21 protein-coding genes and 1 pseudogene are annotated in these 22,106 nt (G+C 60.7%); 7 read left to right on the plus strand and 15 right to left on the minus strand.

Annotated features, from left to right (window positions below):
- The 3 genes and pseudogenes from VSX56_RS00005 to ssb form a co-directional block, all read right to left on the minus strand.
- Window positions 1-206, minus strand: a pseudogene (locus tag VSX56_RS00005) (hypothetical protein); the annotation flags it as partial.
- Between the two features lie 291 nt (window positions 207-497).
- Window positions 498-1,265 (minus strand): nitrilase-related carbon-nitrogen hydrolase, encoded by a 768-nt coding sequence (locus VSX56_RS00010; RefSeq protein WP_350933924.1) that lies wholly within the window; start codon window positions 1,263-1,265, stop codon window positions 498-500.
- A gap of 195 nt (window positions 1,266-1,460) precedes the next feature.
- Window positions 1,461-1,982 carry a single-stranded DNA-binding protein gene (gene ssb / locus VSX56_RS00015; protein ID WP_339112561.1) on the minus strand — a complete coding sequence of 174 codons (522 nt, stop codon included), beginning with the start codon at window positions 1,980-1,982 and terminating at the stop codon, window positions 1,461-1,463.
- Between the two features lie 220 nt (window positions 1,983-2,202).
- Here ssb and VSX56_RS00020 point away from each other — a divergent pair, with 220 nt between their 5' ends.
- Window positions 2,203-2,817: a lytic transglycosylase domain-containing protein gene (locus VSX56_RS00020; RefSeq protein WP_434095999.1), complete on the plus strand. Its 615-nt coding sequence runs from the start codon at window positions 2,203-2,205 to the stop codon at window positions 2,815-2,817.
- A 71-nt stretch (window positions 2,818-2,888) separates the two neighbouring features.
- On the opposite strand, the gene VSX56_RS00025 is transcribed toward VSX56_RS00020, so the two are convergent.
- Together VSX56_RS00025 and hemB are read right to left on the minus strand one after the other, a co-directional pair.
- Window positions 2,889-3,440, minus strand: a complete 552-nt coding sequence (locus tag VSX56_RS00025; RefSeq protein ID WP_339112559.1) for a lipid-binding SYLF domain-containing protein — start codon at window positions 3,438-3,440, stop codon at window positions 2,889-2,891.
- Window positions 3,441-3,582: 142 nt separating this feature from the next.
- On the minus strand, window positions 3,583-4,590 hold the full coding sequence (gene hemB / locus VSX56_RS00030; RefSeq protein WP_339114506.1) for a porphobilinogen synthase: 1,008 nt from the start codon (window positions 4,588-4,590) through the stop codon (window positions 3,583-3,585).
- Between the two features lie 141 nt (window positions 4,591-4,731).
- Between hemB and VSX56_RS00035 the strand changes: the two genes are divergently transcribed.
- Together VSX56_RS00035 and mfd are read left to right on the plus strand one after the other, a co-directional pair.
- A complete protein-coding gene (locus VSX56_RS00035; RefSeq protein ID WP_339112558.1) occupies window positions 4,732-5,262 on the plus strand; it encodes a component of SufBCD complex in 531 nt (176 codons plus the stop codon).
- A 63-nt stretch (window positions 5,263-5,325) separates the two neighbouring features.
- Entirely contained in the window at window positions 5,326-8,778 is a 3,453-nt protein-coding gene (mfd, locus tag VSX56_RS00040) for a transcription-repair coupling factor (protein ID WP_350933929.1), read from the plus strand.
- Between the two features lie 33 nt (window positions 8,779-8,811).
- On the opposite strand, the gene VSX56_RS00045 is transcribed toward mfd, so the two are convergent.
- The 5 genes from VSX56_RS00045 to VSX56_RS00065 all read right to left on the minus strand — a co-directional run bounded on the left by VSX56_RS00045 (window position 8,812) and on the right by VSX56_RS00065 (window position 13,337).
- The gene (locus tag VSX56_RS00045; RefSeq protein ID WP_339112556.1) at window positions 8,812-10,035 is read right to left on the minus strand and encodes a multidrug effflux MFS transporter; all 1,224 of its coding nucleotides are present in this window, start codon (window positions 10,033-10,035) and stop codon (window positions 8,812-8,814) included.
- 122 nt (window positions 10,036-10,157) lie between these two features.
- Window positions 10,158-10,805 (minus strand): DsbA family oxidoreductase, encoded by a 648-nt coding sequence (locus VSX56_RS00050; RefSeq protein ID WP_350933931.1) that lies wholly within the window; start codon window positions 10,803-10,805, stop codon window positions 10,158-10,160.
- 62 nt (window positions 10,806-10,867) lie between these two features.
- Window positions 10,868-11,203, minus strand: coding sequence for a hypothetical protein (locus VSX56_RS00055; RefSeq protein WP_350933933.1), 336 nt, complete (start codon window positions 11,201-11,203; stop codon window positions 10,868-10,870).
- 176 nt (window positions 11,204-11,379) lie between these two features.
- Window positions 11,380-11,499: an entericidin gene (locus tag VSX56_RS00060; RefSeq protein ID WP_339112553.1), complete on the minus strand. Its 120-nt coding sequence runs from the start codon at window positions 11,497-11,499 to the stop codon at window positions 11,380-11,382.
- Window positions 11,496-13,337 carry an extracellular solute-binding protein gene (locus VSX56_RS00065; protein ID WP_350933936.1) on the minus strand — a complete coding sequence of 614 codons (1,842 nt, stop codon included), beginning with the start codon at window positions 13,335-13,337 and terminating at the stop codon, window positions 11,496-11,498. Before VSX56_RS00065 ends, VSX56_RS00060 begins: the two co-directional genes overlap by 4 nt.
- 466 nt (window positions 13,338-13,803) lie before the next feature.
- Between VSX56_RS00065 and VSX56_RS00070 the strand changes: the two genes are divergently transcribed.
- Together VSX56_RS00070 and VSX56_RS00075 are read left to right on the plus strand one after the other, a co-directional pair.
- Window positions 13,804-14,577 carry a 3-hydroxybutyrate dehydrogenase gene (locus VSX56_RS00070; RefSeq protein ID WP_350933938.1) on the plus strand — a complete coding sequence of 258 codons (774 nt, stop codon included), beginning with the start codon at window positions 13,804-13,806 and terminating at the stop codon, window positions 14,575-14,577.
- 115 nt (window positions 14,578-14,692) lie between these two features.
- Window positions 14,693-15,742: a patatin-like phospholipase family protein gene (locus VSX56_RS00075; RefSeq protein ID WP_339112550.1), complete on the plus strand. Its 1,050-nt coding sequence runs from the start codon at window positions 14,693-14,695 to the stop codon at window positions 15,740-15,742.
- A 3-nt stretch (window positions 15,743-15,745) separates the two neighbouring features.
- On the opposite strand, the gene VSX56_RS00080 is transcribed toward VSX56_RS00075, so the two are convergent.
- From VSX56_RS00080 to VSX56_RS00100, 5 genes are all read right to left on the minus strand, one after another.
- Window positions 15,746-16,417, minus strand: coding sequence for a DUF502 domain-containing protein (locus VSX56_RS00080; protein WP_350933940.1), 672 nt, complete (start codon window positions 16,415-16,417; stop codon window positions 15,746-15,748).
- An 89-nt stretch (window positions 16,418-16,506) separates the two neighbouring features.
- Window positions 16,507-17,421: a pseudouridine-5'-phosphate glycosidase gene (locus tag VSX56_RS00085; RefSeq protein ID WP_350933942.1), complete on the minus strand. Its 915-nt coding sequence runs from the start codon at window positions 17,419-17,421 to the stop codon at window positions 16,507-16,509.
- Window positions 17,418-18,311, minus strand: a complete 894-nt coding sequence (locus VSX56_RS00090; RefSeq protein WP_339112547.1) for a PfkB family carbohydrate kinase — start codon at window positions 18,309-18,311, stop codon at window positions 17,418-17,420. The genes VSX56_RS00085 and VSX56_RS00090 overlap by 4 nt, the downstream gene beginning before the upstream one ends.
- 45 nt (window positions 18,312-18,356) lie before the next feature.
- On the minus strand, window positions 18,357-19,601 hold the full coding sequence (locus VSX56_RS00095; RefSeq protein WP_350933944.1) for a surface lipoprotein assembly modifier: 1,245 nt from the start codon (window positions 19,599-19,601) through the stop codon (window positions 18,357-18,359).
- A 66-nt stretch (window positions 19,602-19,667) separates the two neighbouring features.
- Entirely contained in the window at window positions 19,668-20,276 is a 609-nt protein-coding gene (locus tag VSX56_RS00100) for a hypothetical protein (protein WP_339112545.1), read from the minus strand.
- A 325-nt stretch (window positions 20,277-20,601) separates the two neighbouring features.
- Between VSX56_RS00100 and VSX56_RS00105 the strand changes: the two genes are divergently transcribed.
- Window positions 20,602-21,084 carry a helix-turn-helix transcriptional regulator gene (locus VSX56_RS00105; RefSeq protein ID WP_339112544.1) on the plus strand — a complete coding sequence of 161 codons (483 nt, stop codon included), beginning with the start codon at window positions 20,602-20,604 and terminating at the stop codon, window positions 21,082-21,084.
- A gap of 217 nt (window positions 21,085-21,301) precedes the next feature.
- Window positions 21,302-22,066, plus strand: a complete 765-nt coding sequence (rpsB, locus tag VSX56_RS00110) for a 30S ribosomal protein S2 (protein WP_339112543.1) — start codon at window positions 21,302-21,304, stop codon at window positions 22,064-22,066.
- Window positions 22,067-22,106: the final 40 nt, after the last annotated feature.

A 22,106-nucleotide genomic window follows, 5' to 3' on the forward strand; every position in this document is an offset into this window, starting at 1 on the left:
TCGATCGCGGTGGTCAGAAGATGGGTCTGGCAGGTGCTGAGCACCGCAGCATAAAGCGTCTCGCCTTCAAGCTCGATCACGGTCGAACCTGCCGCCGGAGTCAGCAGGTACGGGCAGGGGGCGCTTTCGCACCCCATGAGGTCCAGATAATGGTAGAAAGTGCGCGAGGAGACCGGAAAGCGCATCCCGCCCAGTTCGACCACCACGCCACAGGCGCCCTCGAAGACCTGTGAGCGAAGCCGCCCGCCGAAGGCTGTGGGAGCGGCGGCAGTGGCAAACTCGACTAGCCCCGCGACCCGCGAAGGCAGATCAATCTGTCAGGCGCCACGGTCGGTCTGAAACAAGAGCGTAGAAACACAGTCACGCCAGACTTCGCCCGAAGCGGGATCAACGCCCGGATCTCTCCCCGTGAACCCCACCGAAGATGCCGAGTTCAACCAATGGCTAGATCGCCAAGCCCACGCGTTCCGCATCCCTGAAAAGACGGATCCCGGCAATCACCTTGCCTGCCCTCCGCGCAGATCCGCGATCTGGGTGGACAGATATTCTCCTTCAAAGAGGTTATCGCCGATCTCGGCGATCAGCAACGCATCGCCAAGACCGGCTTTCGCAACCGGCTGTCCATCGGGGCTGCAGATGATCGAAAGCCCGCCAAAGCACAGACCATGCTCCTCACCACTGTAATTGGCATAGGCCACGACCATACGGTTTTCATAGGCGCGGGCAGGGACCAGAAGATCGGGCACATGCGCATAGCCTATCGGATTGGCCGTCGGCACCAGGAGTATCTCCGTGCCCTGCCGCGCAAGCGCACGCGCATGTTCGGGGAATTCTATATCGTAACAGATGAGAAGACCGAAATTCCGACCCCGATAGCGGAAGACGACCGGTGCCTGTTGCCCATGAGAGAAGTTTGCCTGCTCCATCGCGCCGAAAAGCTGGATCTTGCGGTAATGGGCGAGGCGCGTGCCATCCGGCGCAATCACGGAGGCAGAATTGTAGATCCCGTCCGTGCCGCGCTCGGCCCAGCCGTAAACAATGGCAATCCTGTTGTTTCGGGCCTGTTCCGCGACATAGGTGGCCCAGATCCCGTTCAGGGGCTGGGCCTGCTCTCTGTGGCCATCGGGACGGTTATAGCCGGGAAGGGCAAGCTCGGGGAGAAGAAGGAGATCACATCCCGAAAGGGACGCCTGTCTGGCATCCCGTGCGATCCGCGAGAGCCTGTCTTCCACGCAGCATTGCCATTGCGAAACCGCGATTTTCATAAGCAGTCCTCCAACGCGACCCAAAAAGAGGCAAGGGATCTTGGATACTTGCGCTCCGGAACTCCCGCCGAAGCGGCATTTGATGGGGCGTCTCAGGGCCTGGATTGCGCCTCAACCGGAGAGAATGGGGCGGGTGTCTCCCTGCCGGTTGAACGGCAGGGAGCGTATTCGGGATTCAGCCCCGGAACGGGGATCTCAGAACGGGATCTCGTCGTCGAAATCGGGACGGCTGGAGCCGCCGCCGCCCTGCGAGGGGCCACCGTAACCGCCCGAGGACGGGCCATCGTCATAGCCACCCGAGGAGGGGCCACCATAGCCGCCACCGCTCTGGCCGCCGCCATAACCGCCACCCTGACCGCCATCATTGCGGCCATCCAGCAGTGTCAGCTCGCCACGATAGGGGCGCAGCACGACCTCGGTCGAATAGCGGTCCTGACCGGACTGGTCCTGCCATTTGCGGGTTTCCAGCTGGCCCTCGATATAGACCTTGGACCCCTTGCGCAGATATTGCTCGGCGATTTTGGCCAGCGGTTCGCTGAAAATCGCGACCGAATGCCACTCGGTGCGTTCCTTGCGCTCGCCTGTCGCGCGGTCGCGCCAGTTTTCCGAGGTCGCGATCCGCAGGTTGCACACTTTCCCGCCATTCGAGAAGCTGCGCACCTCGGGGTCACGGCCGAGGTTACCCACGATAATGACCTTGTTGACCGATCCTGCCATCAAAAAACCTCCGCTGGCTGACCGACATGCGCTGCATGCCGCGTGATTCAAATTGGTTCGGCTGGGTATAACAGACCGCGCCCGCATGCAAAGCAGGAAACCGACGCGGGCGCGGTGAATTCGGAAAGCGGCCCTCTTTCCCTTGCGGCACACAGAAAGGGTTTTCATCTGCCCCGTGATGGGTATAGTCCTGCCTAAGCAAAAAATCCGGGGACAGATGATGATACGAAAAGGGACCGTCGCAGCGATCCTTGCGCTCACCGCCTGTGCGGCCATAGCGCCCGTTTCCAGCGCCTCTGCCGAAGGGCTTCGGCTGAATGGAGCATCGAGTTCGAACCGCGTCCAGCTGTTCAGGAACCAGACCAGCATTCTCGACAAGCGGGCGGCGGGACAATATGCCCATAGTTCGCGTCTGCGCCCCGATGGCAAGACCGTCGCCGCCGCTCTGATCCCGAGCTATAGCGGAAAATATCGCGGCAAATATATGTCTGCCGCGCAGCAGGCCGCCCAGAAAAATGGCATTCCGACGGATCTGTTCCTACGCCTGATCCAGCAGGAAAGCGGCTGGAATCCCAATGCCGTCTCCCATGCCGGCGCGCGTGGTCTGGCCCAGTTGATGCCTGCAACAGCAGCCAAACTGGGGGTCGATATTGCCGATCCGGAGGAAAATCTTGATGGCGGTGCGCGCTATCTGCGCATGATGTATGATCGCTTCGGCAACTGGCGCCATGCTCTGGCGGCTTATAATGCGGGTCCGGAGGCGGTGGCCAAATATAACGGTATTCCGCCCTATCAGGAGACCATGAACTATGTGAAGGTCATTCTGGGAAGCTGATCAGGCAGCTACGACCGGACATTAAAAAAGCACGCGAAAATCGCGTGCTTTTCTTTTGGAATATATGGATTTTACGGGATGATGCGGGTGTATTTTGCACCGGCCAGCGAGGCCCCCGCGATCAGACCTGCCTGACCGAAGACCAGCGCGATCACAGGTGCGCGCGAGGTCGTGGTATCGGTGCCCAGCGAGCCGCCACGATCGGGAAGTGCATATTTCGCATCCGCGCCAATCTGCCAGCCATCGGCGCGACGGAACCCCGAAAGCGCCTCGGGGGTCATGAAGAACAGCGCATGGGCATATTGCTGCGCGCCGATCTGGAAACCCACGGAGGCCGAGGTGATCGCGTAATAATCCACGGTTACGCCGTTGATGCGCAGCGCACCGCGCCCGTAGGCGCCACCTATACCGAAACCGGCTTCGGTCACCAGCGGCATATAGAGCACGCCGACCGCCTTATCCATCAGCTCCTGCGTGCCGGGGTAGCGGCTGATCAGGAAGTTCCGCGTTGCATCGACGCGCGCATCGATCTGGGGCCCTGCATTGGAGCCCACACCGTTCCCACAGGCCGCCAGCCCGCAGGCGGCGCCGCCCATTGCCAGAAGGTTACGTCTGGAAATCATCTCACTGCCTCTCGCTCGATTTTGCATCGGGCTTGACCGCCCGTCTTGATGGGACATGCCCTTGGTTCCCTGAAAGAGTAGCCCGAAAATTTGACCCTGTCACTTCCCATCGGATGAAACCAGCCTATATCCAGAGGCTTGTTCAGCCGCCATTGGCCAATGCGCGGGCAGCCGCCGGTGCGAAATAGGTCAGCACCCCGTCACATCCCGCACGTTTGAACCCGATCAGGCTTTCAAGCATCACTTTGTCATGATCGAGCCAGCCATTGCGGATTGCAGCCATCGCCATCGCGTATTCGCCCGAAACCTGATAGGCGAAGGTCGGCACACCGAACTCGTCTTTCACACGGCGGCAGACATCAAGATAGGGCTGGCCCGGCTTGACCATCACCATATCGGCGCCTTCGGCCAGATCGCGGGCGACCAGTCGCAGCGCCTCATCGGAGTTTGCGGGATTCATCTGGTAGGTTTTTTTGTCCCCCTTGAGCGCGCCGGAGGCACCAACCGCGTCGCGGAAGGGGCTGTAATAGACGCTGGCGAATTTCGCCGAATAGCTCAGGATCGAGACATCGCGGCCATAGCCCGCATCCTCGATCGCCTTGCGCATCGCGGCGATACGGCCATCCATCATATCCGAAGGCCCAAGGATATCAGCCCCGGCCTCGGCCTGCGCAAGAGCCATTTTCACAAGCGCCTCAACGGTTTCGTCGTTGAGGATAATCCCGTCTTTCACCAGCCCGTCATGGCCGAGCGAGTTATAGGGATCGAGTGCGATATCGGTCATGATCGCGATCTCGGGGACGCGCTTCTTGATCTCGCGGATCACGCGGTTGGTGATATTCTCGGGGTTCCACGCCTCTTCGCAGGTCTCGGTCTTCACCGAAGGATCGGTATAGGGAAAGAGACAGAGCGCCGGAATGCCCAACTGGGCGGCTTCCTCGGCGGCGCGCACAGCCCCCTCGACGGTCTTGCGGAAGACACCGGGCATGGAGGGCACCTCGACATCCGCCCCTTCGACATCGGTAATGAAAATCGGCCAGATGAGGTCTTTGACGCTCAGGCGGTTTTCTTGCACCAGATCGCGCAGCGCAGCCGTGCGGCGCAGTCTGCGCATGCGGTTATGCGGGAAGGAGGGGAAAAGAGGTGTCATCATAAGTCTCCATTACTGTCGCTGACGTGCCATGCAGACGCCAGAAACTCAAGCCTTTTGGGTCCATGGATGCTTCCCTCTATGCGTTGAATCGGCTAGGAAAAGGACACATCCACGCGAGCCAGTAAAAAGAAGACAAAAGTGGACCTTAGCCAGACGCTCTTTTCGCTGATCGATATGCGGTCATTTTCCAGTATTTGGTATTGGGTGATCCTTGCTGTCGCGTGGTCTACCGCCTCGCATTTCATCATGGGCGTGCCCTATGATCTGGTTACGCAATATCGGCGCGACACCAGCCTGGCACCCGATCTCGTGGCGCTTGGCGGCGTGAACGCGCGTCGCCTGCTGCGTTTTGGCCGCGCGCGCACGGCGCTTACGGCGCTCTGGTGGTGTCTGACGAGTTTTCTTGTGTTCAGCGGGTTCTATTACGGGGCCGAGCTCGCGCAGGCCTGCCTGTTTTTGGTCGTGCCATTGAGCGTTGTGATGATCATGGCGATGCGCAATGCCGCCACCCTTGCCGCACTGGCAACGCGCGCGGAGGCAGGGCAGATCGCCGATTTGCTGCATCGTATCCGCTTCCGTGTGCAATTGCTTGGAATGGCCTCTATTTTTCTCACCGCCATCTGGGGAATGCTGATCAATCTTCTCCATCACAGCATTCGACTTTGGTGAGCACGGCCCCTATCTAACCCCCGACCGGCGCGCACGGCGCGCAACAGACAAAGGCTGCACAAGATGACGCATTTCGTTCTTTCCGGCGCCCCCGAGGGCTATGACGCCAGATTGCTTCTGCGCGAGCTGGAACGGGGTCAGAGCGTCGTGCATGTGGCACGCGATGACCGCAGGCTCGAGGCGATGCGGCTCGCGCTCGGCTTCTTTGCCCCCCATGTCACCGTGTTGAGTTTTCCGGCGTGGGACTGTCTGCCCTATGATCGCGTCTCGCCCAATCCCGAGATTTCCGCGGCGCGTATGGCTACTCTGGCAGCGCTGCAAACGGGGGTTCCGGGGCCCTTCGTGCTGCTGACGACAATTTCGGCCGCCATGCAGAAAATTCCTGCACGTCAGGTGCTTGCCGAGAACTCCTTTACCGCCAAGGTGGGCGGACAGCTCAAGGACGAGGCATTGCGCGGCTTTCTGACGCGGATGGGGTTCTCGCCGGTGCCGACGGTCTCGGAGGCGGGAGAATTCGCCGTTCGTGGCGGTATCATCGACATCTATCCACCCGGTGAAGGCGGTCCGGTACGGTTGGATCTGTGGGGTGATGTGCTCGATGGGGCGCGCCGGTTTGATCCGGCCACCCAGCGCACGACCGAGAAGTTGACCCGGATCGAACTGGCGCCAGTATCGGAAGTGATCCTCGACGAGCCTTCCATCACCCGTTTCCGCCAGAATTACCGGATCGAATTTGGCGCGGGCGGCGCGGAGGATCCGCTTTACGAGGCGGTCTCGGCAGGGCGCAAACATGCCGGAATGGAGCATTGGCTGGGCTTTTTCCACGAGAGGCTCGAGACGATTTTCGACTATCTTCCAGAGGCTTCGGTCATGCTGGACGACCAGACTACGGTGTTGCGCGACACCCGCTGGGAGCAGATCTCGGACCAGTATGACACCCGCCGCGAGGCGATGACGCGGCGCGATCGGGTGGATAGCGTCTATAAACCGGCCGCGCCCAAACTTCTCTATCTGGATGATGCAGCATGGCAAGAGGCGCTGAAAGACCGGCGCGTGATTGCGTTTCAGGTGCTGTCGGCACCGCCTGGCCCCGGCATTCTGGATGCGGAAGCGCGGATCGGCCGCAGCTTCGCGCCAGAGCGTCAACGGGAAGAAGTGAGCCTTTTCGGGGCCTTGCGAGACCATATTCAAGCACGGCTGAAATTCGGGCCGGTGGTGATTGCCTCGTGGTCCGAGGGCGCGCGCGAACGCCTGCAGGGGCTGATGGAGGATGAGGGTCTCCAGATCGCACGGCTTATCACCGATGCGCGCCAGATCGGTCCCGGGGTCAACCTGACGGTCTGGACGCTGGATCAGGGATTCGAGGCGCCGTCCAAGGGCGATGATCCGGCTCTGACCGTGATCTCCGAACAGGACGTGCTGGGCGACCGGCTGATCCGAAAACCCAAAAAGAAACGTAAAGCCGAGAACTTCCTGACCGAAGCTCAATCGCTGTCTCAAGGGGATCTGGTGGTCCATGTGGATCATGGGGTCGGGCGTTATAAGGGGCTCGAGACGGTTTCTGCCCTGGGCGCGCCTTTGGATTGTGTGCTTTTGGAATATGCCGGTGGCGACAGGCTGTTCCTTCCGGTGGTCAACATCGAACTGCTCAGCCGGTTCGGGCATGAGGACGGGCTCCTCGACAAGCTCGGTGGCGGCGCATGGCAGGCCAAGAAAGCGCGGCTGAAACAGCGTATCCGCGAGATTGCCGACAAGCTGATGCGGATCGCGGCGGAGCGCTATCTGCGCAAGGCCTCCATTCTCGAGGTGCCGCATCACGAATGGGAAGCCTTCGCCGCGCGCTTTCCCTATAGCGAGACCGATGACCAGTTGGCGGCCATCGAGGATGTTGTGAACGACCTGAAATCCGGCACACCGATGGACCGGTTGGTGGTGGGCGATGTGGGCTTTGGCAAGACCGAAGTGGCGATGCGCGCCGCCTTTATCGCGGCCAGTGCGGGCGTGCAGGTGGCGATCATCGCACCCACAACGCTGCTGGCCCGCCAGCACTACAAGACCTTTGCCGAACGGTTCCGCGGCACGGCAATCAATGTCCGGCCCCTGTCGCGCTTTGTCTCGGCCAAGGAGGCTGCAGCCACGCGCGCAGGGCTGGCGGATGGATCGGTCGATATCGTCATCGGCACCCATGCGGTGCTGGCCAAGGCGGTGAAGTTCATGAACCTTGGCCTCCTCGTCATTGACGAAGAACAACATTTTGGCGTTCAGCATAAGGAGCGCCTGAAAGAGATGCGCTCGGATATCCATGTGCTTACGCTGACGGCAACCCCGATCCCGCGCACCCTGCAACTTTCGCTGACCGGAGTCAGGGATCTATCGGTCATCGGAACACCGCCGGTGGACCGTCTGGCAATCCGCACCTATGTCTCGGAATTCGACACCGTCACCATCCGCGAGGCACTGCTGCGCGAGCGTTTCCGTGGCGGGCAAAGCTTCTATGTCGTGCCGCGCATCACCGATCTGGCCGCGATAGAAGACTTCCTGCGCAACGAGGTGCCCGAGGTCAGCTTCATCACCGCGCATGGGCAACTGGCGGCGGGTGAACTCGACGAGCGGATGAATGCCTTTTATGACGGTAAATATGATGTCTTGCTGGCCACAACGATCGTTGAATCGGGCCTCGATATCCCGACTGCCAATACGATGGTCATCCACCGCGCAGATATGTTCGGCCTGAGCCAGCTCTACCAGATCCGCGGGCGGGTCGGGCGGTCCAAGATGAGGGCCTATTGCTATCTGACGACCAAACCGCGCATGCCGCTGACACCGCAGGCGACCAGACGGCTGCGGCTACTGGGCTCGCTCGACAGCCTTGGCGCAGGGTTCAATCTTGCAAGTCAGGATCTGGACTTGCGGGGCGCAGGCAACATCTTGGGTGAAGAGCAATCCGGCCATATCAAGGAAGTGGGCTATGAGCTTTACCAGTCCATGCTCGAGGAAACGATCTCGAAGCTGAAATCGGGCGAGCTGGGCGAGGATGTGTCCGATGGCGAATGGTCGCCCAATATCAATATCGGCGTTCCGGTCACGATCCCCGAGAGCTATATCCCCGATCTGGATGTGCGTCTGGGTCTTTACCGCCGGTTGAGCCAAGTGGTGACCAAGGTCGAGATGGAAGGCTTTGCCGCCGAGCTGATCGACCGGTTTGGGCCGCTCCCCAAGGAGGTGAATACGCTCCTGCTGGTGATCCGCATCAAGGGCATGTGCAAACGGGCCCATATCGGCAAGCTGGATGCCGGACCGAAAGGCGTCACGATCCAGTTCCATAACGATAAGTTCCCCAATCCCGCAGGCTTGGTCGATTATCTTACGACGGAACGTGATTTGGCAAAGCTGCGCGACAACAAGCTGATCATCCGGCGCGACTGGGCCAATGATGCCGACAAGATCAAGGGAACCTTCGCGATCGCCCGCGATCTGGCGGCCAAAGTGCGCGAGGCCGAGAAGGCGAAGAAATAAGAAAGCCGGGGATTTCCCCGGCTTCTCTTTTATTTACACGTCGTTGTTGGTCCGTGTCATGAGGATCGCGGCCAGTCCCGAACACAGACAGGTCGCAATCACCAGCGGCATCACGGTGCCGTTGAAGGCCAGCCCGACAGGTGCCGCAATCAGCACTGATCCGAGCGTCGAGAGCGCGGTGATGACCGAGGCCGCCATGCCCGCCAGATGGCCCATATTCTGCATAGCCAGCGCGTTGAGATTGCCGAAGGTAATCCCCGCCATCGCGAAAACCGACACGAAATAGAGGAAGAACACCGCAAAGCCCCAACCCGATTGTGGCATGCCGGAAAGCTCGAGCCCCAGCATGACGAGCGAGATCACCACCTGGACCCGGTAAGCCACTGACACGATGCGGCGCATCCCCAGACGCACGACGAGGCGCGAGTTGATGAAGGAGAAGCTGCCTGCCATCAGCGCGCCGAGCGCGAACCAGAGCGGGAAGCGGTCGGTCACGCCATAGGCCTTGTAGAGCTGCTCGGCCGAACTGACCGCCGAGAACATCTGCGCAAAACCGAGCGTCATGATGATGATGAAGAGGCGCACCTGACTGTCGGAGATCACTTCGACAGCCCCGGCCAGAAGCGGCTTGAATTTCAGCGGGCGGCGACGCTCGGGGGGCAGGGTTTCGGGCTGGCGCAGGAAGAGCCAGCTGACCCCGATCAGGCCGAAGACGCAGAAGACATAGAAGATCGCGCGCCATTCGGAGAAAGCGATGATCACCGCACCGATCGAGGGCGCGAGGGCGGGCACGATGATGAAGATCATCATGATGATCGAGGTGACCTGCGCCATCTCTCGACCCGCATACATGTCGCGCACCAATGCCATCGGCACCAGACGCGGGGCGGCGGCACCAAGCCCTTGGATGAAGCGCGCGAACAGAAGCGCTTCCAGCGTTTGCGCGGAGGCCGCGATCAGTGCCCCGATGATGTAGACGACAATCCCGCCCGCGATCGTGATCCGGCGCCCGAACGCATCCGAGATCGGCCCGACGAAGAACGTGCCTGCACCGATCCCGAAGACGAAGGAGGTCAGCACGAGTTGTGCGCGGTTGACATCCTCGGGGGTAAGGGCTGCGGCGATATCGCCGAGGGCAGGGAGCATCGCATCGATCGAAAACGCGACGGTTGCGATCAGGGAAGCCAGCATGACGGTGAACTCGCGCAGCGACAGGGTTCGGGCCGTCTGGGCAACGCTGTGGTCCAGATGAGTCATGAATATCTCGATAAATGGGGTATATTCTAAGGCTGACTATAGTAAGCAGCCTCAGGTCGTCCATCTTTAAGCCCGCGCAAAAAGGCACAGGCCCACACGGAAATGTGCGAGAACTGAAACGCTCAGTTCAGAACGGTGCCATCCGGTGCGCCCGACAGCTCGTCGATCACCTGAAGCCAGAGCTCTTTGGGTTGCGCGCCCGAAATGGCGTGGGTGTTTGAGACAATGAAGGTCGGCACCGCAGTGATCCCGCGTTCGCGCGCATGGGCGTCACGGGTGGCGATGGTATCGCGATCGGCATCGCTCGCCAGAAGCCGCGCCGTCATCTCCGCATCGAGCCCCGCATTCTTGGCGATTTCCACCAGCTCCCGCGGATCACCGATATCACGCCCCTCATACCAATGGGCGGTCATCAGCCCCGACATCACTGCCGTGCCACGTTCCTCGAGCCCCGCCCAATAGACCAGACGCAGCGCATCAAGTGTATTGGGCTGGCGGATCACTTTCAGGGGGTCGAGCGGCAGATTGTCGGCCGCGGCGATATCCAGTAGCTGCTGGTGCATCCTGACCGCGCCGTCCTGACCGAATTTGGCCTGCAGGTAATCGGCGCGGTTCATGCCCTCGCGTGGCATCGCGGGGTTCAGCTGGAAGGGGTGCCATGCCAGCCGGAACGGATGATCGGGCCGCTCCGCCAACGCACGGTTGAGCCGCTCGTAGCCGATCAGGCAGAAAGGGCAGACCGGGTCGGCAAAGATATCAAGCGCGATCATGAGGCTCTCCTAAAGGGTGTCAGCCCTCTGTCTCAGGCCGCGCGCGGATGGTCAAGAGGGGCTCAGGCCGAGCCATCCTCTTCCTCGTCATCACCGAAACTCTCGTCACGGTCATACTCGTCCTCGCCTTCGCCGACATATTTGGACGAGTTGCGCATGGACTGGTTGTCATGGGTGGGATCCATCACGACATCCGAGGGCAGCTCGCCCGCAAGCCATTCGCGCAGCTGCTCGACCACATCCTCGGGCTCCTCGCCCGTGGCCTCGACAATCGCCGCGACGAAGGCGCGCCGGTCACCGTCGATCTCCTCGAGATCCTCTTCGGTCAGCTCCGGCCAGCGGTCGATGATCGCTTCGTTGAACGCGGTCCAGTTTTCTTCGACATGTGCCCATTTCATGGCAGCCTCCTTCGTCTCGGCGTCACGCGCGGTGGCGCTCCATTTCCTTGAGGAGACAAGCCGGAACGCTCTGGTCCGGTTCCAAAAATTCTCACGCTCAGGCGCGGATTTCCGCCATAGCAAAAGGGCCGGTGCCCGCGGCACGGCCCTTTCCGATCCTGCTGCATCCGAGGCTGTCAGTACATCCAGCCCTGAACCGTGCGCGCACCGCCCGAGACATCCTCTCCCATGCCCGCAACCGTGTTGCACGCGCTCAGGGAGACCATCAGCAAGCCAAGCAAAACGAGTGTTTTCATTTTTTCGCCTCATACCACCAAGTATCGGGCATGAAGCCCGGCCAATCACCGTAAACCGGCAGGGTTTCCGGATAATGAAGGCTGGATTTATGCGCAAGCCTCGAGGTCTTGGAATACCATGCGGGGATCACATAGCGGCCTTCGGTCAGGATCCGGTCCAGCGCACGCACGGCAGCCACATAATCCTCGCGATCGGTGGCCTCCAGCATATGGGTGATCATCGCTTCTGCCGCGGGGCTGTCCATGCCCATCCAGTTCCAGCTACCGGGCTGCTCGACGCCGTTCGAGCCCCAATAGAGCATCTGCTCGTTGCCTGGGCTGAGCGAGAGCGCGCGCCAATACCATGTCATATCGAACTGGTAGTTCCGACTGCGCTGCACATATTGCGCGTCATCGATCGTGGTCACAGTGGCCTCGATACCCACGCGCTTGAGCGCCTGCACATAGATATCAACGACCGATTGCGGATCATACGGACCGCTGCCATAGCCGCCACCCTGACGCAGCAGGATCTCGAAGCGGAAGGGCTGGCCTTGCGGATTGCGCAACACGCCGTCCTGACCGACCTCCCACCCCGCATCCGAAAGGAGTTTCAGGGCCTTACGGGTGTTCTTTCGGTTCATTTCTCGGCCATCGGAGACAGGCAGGGGATTGCCCTCCATCGTGCCGGGCGCAAGATCCTTGGCATAGGGTTCCAGAAGCGCCTTCACCTTGCCTGTCGCCGGACCCTCCTGCATCCCCAGTTCGGAATTGGAAAAGAACGAGGTGACACGGGGTTCGGCACCATTGTTCAGTGTTTTGTTGATGAACTCGAAATTGAACACCTCGGTCAGCGCCTCGCGCACGCGCCAGTCCTTGAAGAGCGGATTACGGGTATTCATCACCAGCCCGTCAATGCCGGAGGGGCGGGCATTGGGGATCTCGTCTTTGACGATCTCGCCCGATTGGGCTGCGGCGAAATTATAGCTATTCTGCCAACGGGCATCGCTGGCCTCGCGCCACGCATCTACATCTCCCGCTTTAAAAGCTTCGAAGATCACATTGCCATCCTTGAAATAATCATGGCGGATCTCGTCGAAATTCCAAAGCCCGTGATTGAAGTTCACATCCTTGCCCCACCAGTCGGGGTCTTTCTTGAAGCTGATGAATTTGCCGTTCGATACCTGATCGACCACATAGGGGCCCGAGCCCACTGGGATCATATCGGTGGTCGCCTCGAAATCCTTGCCCTCCCATTGCGCCTTTTCCAGAATGGGCCGCATACCCATCAGGAGTGCCAGCTCGCGGTCGGGCGCATTGAAGGTGATCCGGACCGAGCGTGGACCGGTCTGGGTGATCTCCTTGACCTTGGCCCATGCGTTGCGATAGCGCGGATGCCCGCTTTCGCCGAGCGTTTTATAGGACCAGATCACATCCTCCACCGTCACGGGCTTGCCATCGGAGAAATGCGCCTCGGGGCGAAGGGTGTATTCCACATAGCTGCGCGCATCATCGGTCTCCACCGATTGCGCCAATAGCCCGTAGAGGGTGAAGGGTTCATCGATCGAGCGCGCCATCAGCGACTCGGTCACATACTGGGTGATTCCCGTCGCCGGACGGCCCAGCAGAATCCACGGGTTGAGCGAATCGAACGTGCCAACCTCACCCAGTTTCAACGTTCCGCCCTTGGGTGCATCGGGGTTGGCATAGGGAAGATGGTCGAAATTATCGGGCAGGGCGGGCGCACCAGTCATGGCGATCGCATGCTGCGGTGCTGCAAGCGCCTCATGCCCAAGGATTAAAGGGCTTGCGGCAAGCATAGCGCCCAAAAGCATGCGTCTGAGAGCGGGGTTCTGCATCGCGATAATTCCGTTTCTGCTCGTGTTATTTACAGGAAATCTAACCGAGCAACGGGACTTACGCAATTTTCCCTTTGAAACTGCGCGCAGAACGGCCTATAACAAACTCACTGCTCGATAGGTTTCTTGCCTGTATGAAACCTGCCTCATGACTTAGCGCCCGCCTCGTGCGGGCGTTTTTTTTGGTCAATGCAGTTCCTTGCTCAGTTCTCGCTGCAGTTGCATCCATTAATGCCATGAACGCGCAGGTTTTTTGAACTGGAACAATTCAAGGATGCGCCAAATGGTCTTGGCGTCGCATCGACGAAGCAGTTTCAGATGATGGGCTGCTTTTGCTTGATGCGATTCGCGAACGCAAGCAAAAAAAGCCGCACTCCTGCGTGATATTGTGGATTTTAGCGTGATTGGACCTTGCCAGATTCGGCTCTAGGATGATGATCAGGGATATTATCCAGAGGAGGGCCAGATGAGCCTTAAGGGAAAATCTGCAGTTATTACCGGATCTAATTCGGGAATTGGTCTCGGCGTTGCGCGAGAGCTTGCACGCGCGAGCGCAAATGTTGTTCTGAATTCTTTTACCGACCGGCCCGAGGATCACGATCTCGCGAAAAGCATCGCACAGGAGTTTGGCGTTGAAGCCCGCTATATCAAGGCCGATCTCTCCAAGGGCGCGGAGGCGCGCGGACTGATCGAGCAGGCGGGGCATTGCGACATCCTCGTCAACAATGCCGGCATTCAGCATGTGGCCCCCATCGACGAATTTCCCGTCGAGAAATGGGATACGATCATTGCGATCATGCTCAATTCGGCCTTCCATACCACGGCCGTTGCTCTGCCGATGATGCGCAAGGCGGGTTGGGGACGGGTGGTCAATATCGCCTCGGCCCATGGCCTGACAGCCTCGCCATATAAATCGGCCTATGTCTCGGCCAAGCACGGCGTTGTGGGCATGACCAAGGTCGTAGCGCTGGAGACCGCGAAAGAGGCGATCACCGCCAATGCGATCTGCCCGGGCTATGTGCATACGCCGCTCGTCGAGGCGCAGATCCCCGACACCGCCAAGAAATACAACATGACCGAGGAAGAGGCGGTCGAGAAGATCATCCTCGACCGGCAGCCCTCGAAACAGTTCGCGACTGTCGAACAGATCGGCGGCACGGCGGTTTTCCTGTGCTCGGAGGCTGCGGCACAGATCACCGGCACCACGATTTCGGTCGATGGGGGCTGGACCGCATTATAAGATCAAAAAGGGGGGTCCCCTTTTTTTGCGAGTTCTGCGGTCTTTCGGGGCCGATCACGGTGTTCAAACCGCTTCGGGCGGGTGCTTACAGGCTTTGCAACATTCGGGGGCTTCGATGGAAAGCAGGCGGATCAATCTCGCGCTACAGGGAGGTGGGGCGCATGGCGCCTTCACTTGGGGTGTCCTTGACAGGTTGCTGGACGAGGACTGGCTGGAAATCGCCGCCATTTCCGGCACCTCGGCAGGTGCGCTCAACGGGGCCGCGCTGAAATCGGGGCTGGCGCAGGGTCAGGGCCGGATCGGGCGGGAGGCCGCACGCGAGGCGCTGGCATGGCTCTGGGGGCAGGTGGCCGAGGGTAGCGACCTGCGCACCGACCGCTGGATGTCGGCTTTTCTGCCCTATCCCGATACCGTGACGCGTTGGCTCGATCTCTTCACGCCGTCCTTCTACATCGAAAACTGGCTGCGGCTCTTTTCGCCATACGACTCGGGACCATTCTATATCAATCCGTTAGAGCGCGTCGTGCGCGATCTGGAATTCGAGAGCGTATGCTGCAAGGATGGCCCTGCCTTCTATGTCTCGGCCACCAATGTGCGCACCGGCAAGATCCGCGTATTTTCGGGCGCCGAGGTAACGCCCGATGCGCTTCTGGCCTCGGCCTGCCTGCCCAACCTGTTCCGTGCCATCGAGATCGAGGACAAGGCGACGGGGCGGCACGAGGCCTATTGGGATGGCGGCTATACCGGGAATCCCGCGCTATTTCCGCTCTTCGAGCCGCAATATCCGCGGGACATCCTGATCGTGAGCATCAATCCGATGGCGCGCGACAGCGTTCCCACGACGCCGCAACAGATCGAGGAGCGGATCACCGAGATCTCGTTCAACACCTCGCTCCTGCGCGAATTGCGCGCGATCAATTTCGCCCGCCGTGTGATCGCCGAGAAACATCTGCCCGAGGGCACGATGAAGGATGTGCTGATCCATATGATCGCCGATGACGAGACTATGCTCTCGCTCGGGCAGAGCTCGAAGATCACACCGAGCTTCGGGATGCTCGACCGGCTGAAAACCGCAGGCCAGCATGCCGCCGACCGGTTTCTGGAGGCCCATGCCGATAAGATCGGACGCGAGCCCTCCGTCAACCTGTCGGAGCTTTTCGGTTGAGTTTCAGCGGGTTTGTGGCTGTTCTTTTTCCGACGGATAGACCAGACCCGCCGAGATGATCAGCTTGGCCGCATCCTCGATCGGCATATCCAGATAGGTGATCTGCGACTGTGGCACGAACATCAGGAAGCCCGAGGTCGGGTTGGGGGTCGTGGGCATGAAGACCGCAATCAGCGGGTCTTCGGGGTTATCGGCAAGCCGCGCGATCTCTCCTTTTGTGCGGGCCGAGACAAAAGCCATCGCCTTCATGCCGGGGCGCGGATATTCGATGATGCAGGCACGGTCGAACTTCTCCTCGCCCTGGCTGAAGACGGTCTCCGCGATCTGTTTAATGCCGGAATAGACCGAGCGCACCACCGGCATGCGATTGACGATCGCCTCGCCCAGACGCAACAGCGCACGGCCGAAGAAGCCCTTGGCAAACCAGCCGACGATCAGGGTGAACAGGAGGAAGATCAGAACCCCGATACCGCGCAGATTGACGCCGATATAATGCTCGGGGCGCAGCTCGTGGGGCACAAGCGGCAGCACCCAGCCATCGACCCAGCCCGCAACCGTCCAGATCAGCCACGCGGTCAGACCGATGGGCAGGATCACGACGAGCCCTGTCAGAAACGATGCCCGGATCGCGGCAAAGCGGCGGCGGGGCTTGGGTTTGGGCTCTGTGGGGGTCATGGAACGTCCTGCAAAATCACGAATCCCCCGAATGGTCCGGAGGACATCCACCCTAGATGGGAGAGCCCTCCGGTTTTAGCAATAAGGCCCTAGCGCAAGGCGGCCATTTCTTTCGCGATCTGCGAGGCAAGACGCGCATTGTTCAGCACCAGCTCGATATTGGCCTTGAGCGAGCGGCCCTCGGTCAGCTCGAAAATACGCTGCAGCAGGAAGGGCGTCACCGCCTTGGCGGTGATGCCCTGCGCCTGAGCCTCGGACAGTGCCTGCTCGACCACGGGCAGGATCACCTCGCGCGGGATCTCGGCGGCCTCGGGGATCGGATTGGCGACAAGCTGGCCGCCCTCGAGCCCGAGCGCCGCGCGCATGATCGCCGCCCTGGCGATCTCGGCAGCGCTATCGGCCCGCAGCGGTGCCGTCAGCCCGGAGCTGCGCGACCAGAAGGCCGGAAGCTCGTCCTGCCCATAGGCGAAGACCGGCACGCCATCGGTTTCCAGCACCTCGAAGGTCTTGGGCAGATCGAGGATCGCCTTGGCACCGGCGCAAACCACGGTCACGGCGGTCTGGCCCAGCTCCGCCAGATCGGCGGAAATGTCGAAGCTCTCCTCGGCCCCGCGATGCACGCCACCGATCCCGCCGGTGGCAAAGACCGAGATCCCCGCGCGTGCCGCGCAGATCATCGTGGCGGCCACCGTTGTGGCCCCATAGGCGCCGCGCGCAAGGCAGACGGCCATATCGGCGCGCGAGACCTTCATCACGCCCTCCGCCTTGGCCAGCTCGTCCAGCTCGGCATCGCTGAGCCCGATATGGATGCGTCCCTTCATCAGCGCGATCGTCGCGGGCACAGCCCCTTCGGCGCGGATCGTATCCTCGACCTTGCGGGCAGTCTCCACATTCTGCGGGAAGGGCATGCCATGGGTAATGATGGTGGATTCGAGTGCCACTACGGGTTGGCCCGCATCGAGGGCAGCGCGCACTTCGGGGGTGAAGACAAGTAGATCGGTCATGTCGCAATATCTCCGGACACATAACGGGCCGCAGCCAAGAGCGCGCGCGACAAGGCGTCCTCGCGCGTCTGGCCGGCATATTCGGCCACCAGATGGGCGGCCATGAACGTATCACCCGCGCCTGTCACGCGGGTTACGAGAACTTCGGGCGGGCAGGCGGTGAGGATGCCTGCCTCCGACATATCGGCCGCATCCCTGCCACCATCGGTCACAAGTGCCCGCTTGGCGCCGCGTCTGGCCAGACCTTCAGCCGCCTCACGCGCCGAGCCGAACTCGGTCTGGCAGAGGATCCCCGCTTCCTCGAGATTGACATAAAGCGTGGCTTTGGGGTGATTGAGAAGCGGCAGCAGACGCTCGGCCTTGCCCGGGCTGGCGGGCGCCACACGCAGATCGGCCTTGGCAAAGAGCGGCGAACGCGCGATCTGTGCCAGAAGATCTGTGGTCAGGTTGCCATCAAGCGCCACAGGCCCGCTCCATGGGGCCTCCGCGTTACCCAGACGGCCATCGGCCAGAGGTGCGAGGATTTTATCGCCCGCAGCCTCAAGCGAATGGGCATCCGCCAGCGCCGCGACCAGACCGGTCGCGCATTCGATGGCCATATAACGGTCGGTCGGCAGATCCGCCGAGCGGTAGACATGGCGTGCGTCAATGCCAAGGCGCTCGGCCTGTGCCAGAAGTTCGACCCCCTGCGTGTCGCGGCCTACCGCCGAGAGAAGAACGGGTGTCATGCCAAAACGCGTCAGCGTCATGGCGATATTCATTGCAACCCCGCCCGGCAGGCGCGTAATGCGTCCGGGCTGGTCGGCCCCGAACCGCATCGGGGCAGGCGTTCGGCCAATGATGTCCCAAAGGACGGAGCCGATACAGAGGATCTGAGGCAAGTCGGTCATGCCTCCTATTGCCGCGGGTCTGGCGTCCGCGCAAGCAAAACCTGATCAAAAGGTCAAATCAAGCGATAGCCCGCAATCGAAACTTTCATAGTCATAGAGCGCGATATTGGATGCGCTGGTAGTATAGCCGCAACGGATCCGCGGAGAGCTGTCGCCGATACGGATATCGCGCAATGTGGCAAAGACACTGAGTGCGGCCACCCGATCCTTGCGGGGCTCACCCATTAACGGGAAGTCGGCATCGTAGAAACGCCAGTCATAGCGCAACGACGCGCCGCCCGCGATCGACTGGCCAAGCGGGCGCGAGACCCCGAGCGTGAGGCCCGCAGCGTCATAGCGGTGGTAATCGAGCCGGACATCGGACCGACTGATCCGCGCCCCATAGGACAGGCTGGCCCGACCCGCGCGATGCTGGAATGTGCTGCTCAGTTGATAGAACCGCCCGTCATACCCGTCCTTGTCGAAATAATCGCGGTATTCGGCAAGGGCGGCACCGGTGACCATCGCGCGCTCCAGCGGCACGGCCTCGAGCATCCAGCGTTTATAGGCGCTGATCCCGTAGGCGCGATGGCCCGAGGTGTTCTCGTCGGCCCGCCCGTCATAGGCCCGATAGCGCGCAGAGGCAGTCAGCCCCCAGTCATCCCGTCCGGTCAGGTTTTCATAGGCCAGCGCCAGCGAGGGCTGGAGAAACCGCAGCTGCCGCTGGCTATACCATTCTCCCGAGAGCGACGGGCGCAGATGCAGCCGGTGCCCAAGCGCGGGCTGGAGCACCCAATCGCCTTCGAGCGAGGCTTCGGCCCCGATCCCTGATTCCTCCTCGCCACCATTTGCAATCAGGAACGTCCCGAAATCGGTAATCAGATAGGTCTGCGAAGACGTGCGCGAGACATTACTCGAGGGCAGAAGACCGCCCGAGAAGGAGAAGCGGAAAGGATGGGTAGCATCAAGCCGGCGCAGGGCCGCCAGATAGGGCGCACGATGCGTGCGCTCCCCCTGCAGGACATATTTCAGGATCGCCTCGCTGCGACGCGCTGATCCGATCTGCGCGAGAACGCGATCCAGCGCATGGGTTGCTGGCGTGTAATCGGGACGCTGTGCGGCAATATCACCGTAGATCCTCAGGGCCGAGAGGGGTTTTCCCTCGGCATCGAGACGGGTCGCCACGCCCATCCAGTCCGCGACGCTGCGTGTCTGCTCGGCGCGCAAGGGGCCAGCAGCAAGAAGAATGGCAAGAAGACATGCAGCGCCAAGCGCCGCACAGAGATAATGGAAAGAAGCACAAGAACGCATGGGGCCTCGAAATGCGAAAGATGCGCCGGTCTCCGGCGCATCCAGTCAGACAAAATCCAGATCCGCTCAATCCTCGCGCGCGTAGAATCCGCCGCTGCTCTCGAACGTGCTCTCGTCATCGAAGGTGATGAGACCATCGACATCCCCGATCGCCATCAGCTCGTCATCCTGCTCGAAGACGCCACCCTCCATGACGAAATCGACCGTCCCGGAGCCCTCGCCATCGGACAGAGTGCCGGTCACCGAGGCATCGATCACCGCCGAGGAGATCGTGCCATCGACCGCAAGCATGCCATCTAGGTCGCTGTCCTTGCTGCTATATCCGTCATCGTCATTCGCCTCATAGAGCGCGAAATTCTGCGCGGTCCCCGATACGGTGCCGTTATCGAAATCGACATCCATCGACAGCTCGCCAAGGGCTTCGGTATAGCTGTCCTCGGTCTCGTCTACGCCAAAGCCCATATAGCCCGACATCGAGACCTCGCCCGTTGCATCGGTCGCCAGAGTGGCATCACCGCTCTCCAAGGCATCTTCGATAGCATTATATTGTGAAACAATATTATTAGCTTCGGCCAGAGACAGGCTCCCGCTGCCCCCGCCACTGCTGCCGCTGCTTCCACACGCAGCCAGCGTCGTGCAGGCCAGAAGGGCGATACCGGTCAATTGAATGCGCATTGTCATAATCCTTCAGAACATTCCCATGGCCATGCCATGCATTGAGTAACGCAATCTTGAGCCTTCGTGAGCAAGCTGTTCAACCTAGGAAAACTTATAGGTTGCCTTAAGGGTAGGCAGAATAATAACCTTCTTCAGCCAAGTGTTTTTATCGCCGTTCACGCGTTCTCCCGATCACACGCCAGTGTGTTCTGTTTTGATAAAAGAAAGCGGAGGCTTCTGGATGGATCTACCCAACCATCCCTCGTCTATTGTGCTGCAGCCACCATCCGGCGGACGCGAGTGCATTAGGCCGACCTCTCTGCGCCGCTTTCGGGGCGCTTATGTGAAGATCGACGCCGATGGCCAGATCCGCGCCTGTAGCGAGCCGGCCGCAGCATTGATCACCGCCGCATCGAGCCTTGGGGCCGATAAGGGCATCCTGACCTTCGCAGGCCCCATGCGGGAGACAATGCGCGCGGCATTACGCACGGAGAGCCCTGTTCCGGTCCGCATCGAGATCAGCGACCGAGCCCTCGGCACCATCGCCTGCCTCGTCTTCGCCCCGAAAGATGAGGCCCAAACACGGCTGATCCATTTCTGGGCGGCAAATCTCGCGCCCGAACCCAGTTACCGCCAGATCCTCAGCAAGCGCGAATTGCAGATCTTCCATCTGATCGCGGAAGGCCAACGCCGCGACCAGATCGCGCATCAGCTCGATATCTCGCTTGCGACCGTCGATCTGCATTCGAACGGGTTGCGCAAGAAACTCGGGGCGCGCACCTTGCCCGAGGCCGTTGCGCGCGGCTACGAGCTGGGCCTGCGCTAGCTCTCTGGACCGCCTGCCGGGAGCGTCGGCACCAAAAGCCCGAAGACTGCGCATATTTCACTTGTCATGGCAGCAGCCCCGATGTAAGAGGCCCGCACTTCACAGGCGAAGGCGGGCTTTTCGGGGGAGACATCCCTGAGGGTCCACCGGTTGGAGCCACCTAGCACGGTGGTTTTCAAAACCTTCGCCCAGGCGCAAACCGGAAAAGGAAAAGACCATGGCGCTTCCCGATTTCACCATGCGTCAGCTGCTCGAAGCTGGCGTTCACTTCGGTCACCAGACGCAACGCTGGAACCCGCAGATGCAACAATACATCTACGGCGACCGTAACGGCATCCACATCCTCGACCTGACCCAGACCGTCCCGATGCTGGACAAGGCTCTGCAAGTCGTGCGTGACACCGTTGCAAAAGGCGGCCGCGTTCTGTTCGTAGGCACCAAGCGTCAGGCTGCAAAGCCCGTTGCTGAAGCCGCTGAAAAATCGGCCCAATACTACATGAACCACCGCTGGCTCGGTGGCACGCTGACCAACTGGAAAACCGTTTCCCAGTCGATCTCGCGTATGAAAACCATCACCGAGAAGCTCGAAGCAGGCGCAGAAGGCCTGACCAAGAAAGAGCGCCTCGGCATGGAGCGTGACCACGAGAAGCTGACCGCTTCGCTCGGTGGTATCGCCGAAATGGGTGGCCTCCCGGACCTTCTGTTCGTCATCGACGTCAAGAAAGAAGATCTGGCCATCGCAGAAGCCAATAAACTGGGTATCCCGGTTGTGGCTGTTGTCGATACCAACTGCTCGCCCAAAGGCGTGGACTATGTGATCCCGGGCAACGACGACGCCGCACGCGCCATCTCGCTCTATTGCGATCTGGTCTCGCGCGCAGCGCTCGACGGCATGACCGCCCAAATGGGCGCAGCCGGCGTTGACCTCGGCGCTCTGGAAGACGCACCGGTTGAAGAAGCCGTCGAGGCTGAAGAAGCATAATCGCTTCACCGTCATCCCAATGACACGGGAGGGGACTAAG

Source organism: Thioclava kandeliae, from assembly GCF_040297545.1.
In the GTDB taxonomy this organism is placed as follows: domain Bacteria; phylum Pseudomonadota; class Alphaproteobacteria; order Rhodobacterales; family Rhodobacteraceae; genus Thioclava; species Thioclava kandeliae.

What these genes read in the sequence shown, in the direction of transcription:
- VSX56_RS00010 (WP_350933924.1), bottom strand. Translation starts at nt 1,265, where the DNA reads ATGAAAATCGCGGTTTCGCAATGGCAATGCTGCGTGGAAGACAGGCTC.
- ssb (WP_339112561.1), bottom strand. Translation starts at nt 1,982, where the DNA reads ATGGCAGGATCGGTCAACAAGGTCATTATCGTGGGTAACCTCGGCCGT.
- VSX56_RS00020 (WP_434095999.1), top strand. Translation starts at nt 2,203, where the DNA reads ATGATACGAAAAGGGACCGTCGCAGCGATCCTTGCGCTCACCGCCTGT.
- VSX56_RS00025 (WP_339112559.1), bottom strand. Translation starts at nt 3,440, where the DNA reads ATGATTTCCAGACGTAACCTTCTGGCAATGGGCGGCGCCGCCTGCGGG.
- hemB (WP_339114506.1), bottom strand. Translation starts at nt 4,590, where the DNA reads ATGACACCTCTTTTCCCCTCCTTCCCGCATAACCGCATGCGCAGACTG.
- mfd (WP_350933929.1), top strand. Translation starts at nt 5,326, where the DNA reads ATGACGCATTTCGTTCTTTCCGGCGCCCCCGAGGGCTATGACGCCAGA.
- VSX56_RS00045 (WP_339112556.1), bottom strand. Translation starts at nt 10,035, where the DNA reads ATGACTCATCTGGACCACAGCGTTGCCCAGACGGCCCGAACCCTGTCG.
- VSX56_RS00050 (WP_350933931.1), bottom strand. Translation starts at nt 10,805, where the DNA reads ATGATCGCGCTTGATATCTTTGCCGACCCGGTCTGCCCTTTCTGCCTG.
- VSX56_RS00055 (WP_350933933.1), bottom strand. Translation starts at nt 11,203, where the DNA reads ATGAAATGGGCACATGTCGAAGAAAACTGGACCGCGTTCAACGAAGCG.
- VSX56_RS00060 (WP_339112553.1), bottom strand. Translation starts at nt 11,499, where the DNA reads ATGAAAACACTCGTTTTGCTTGGCTTGCTGATGGTCTCCCTGAGCGCG.
- VSX56_RS00065 (WP_350933936.1), bottom strand. Translation starts at nt 13,337, where the DNA reads ATGCAGAACCCCGCTCTCAGACGCATGCTTTTGGGCGCTATGCTTGCC.
- VSX56_RS00070 (WP_350933938.1), top strand. Translation starts at nt 13,804, where the DNA reads ATGAGCCTTAAGGGAAAATCTGCAGTTATTACCGGATCTAATTCGGGA.
- VSX56_RS00075 (WP_339112550.1), top strand. Translation starts at nt 14,693, where the DNA reads ATGGAAAGCAGGCGGATCAATCTCGCGCTACAGGGAGGTGGGGCGCAT.
- VSX56_RS00080 (WP_350933940.1), bottom strand. Translation starts at nt 16,417, where the DNA reads ATGACCCCCACAGAGCCCAAACCCAAGCCCCGCCGCCGCTTTGCCGCG.
- VSX56_RS00085 (WP_350933942.1), bottom strand. Translation starts at nt 17,421, where the DNA reads ATGACCGATCTACTTGTCTTCACCCCCGAAGTGCGCGCTGCCCTCGAT.
- VSX56_RS00090 (WP_339112547.1), bottom strand. Translation starts at nt 18,311, where the DNA reads ATGACCGACTTGCCTCAGATCCTCTGTATCGGCTCCGTCCTTTGGGAC.
- VSX56_RS00095 (WP_350933944.1), bottom strand. Translation starts at nt 19,601, where the DNA reads ATGCGTTCTTGTGCTTCTTTCCATTATCTCTGTGCGGCGCTTGGCGCT.
- VSX56_RS00100 (WP_339112545.1), bottom strand. Translation starts at nt 20,276, where the DNA reads ATGCGCATTCAATTGACCGGTATCGCCCTTCTGGCCTGCACGACGCTG.
- rpsB (WP_339112543.1), top strand. Translation starts at nt 21,302, where the DNA reads ATGGCGCTTCCCGATTTCACCATGCGTCAGCTGCTCGAAGCTGGCGTT.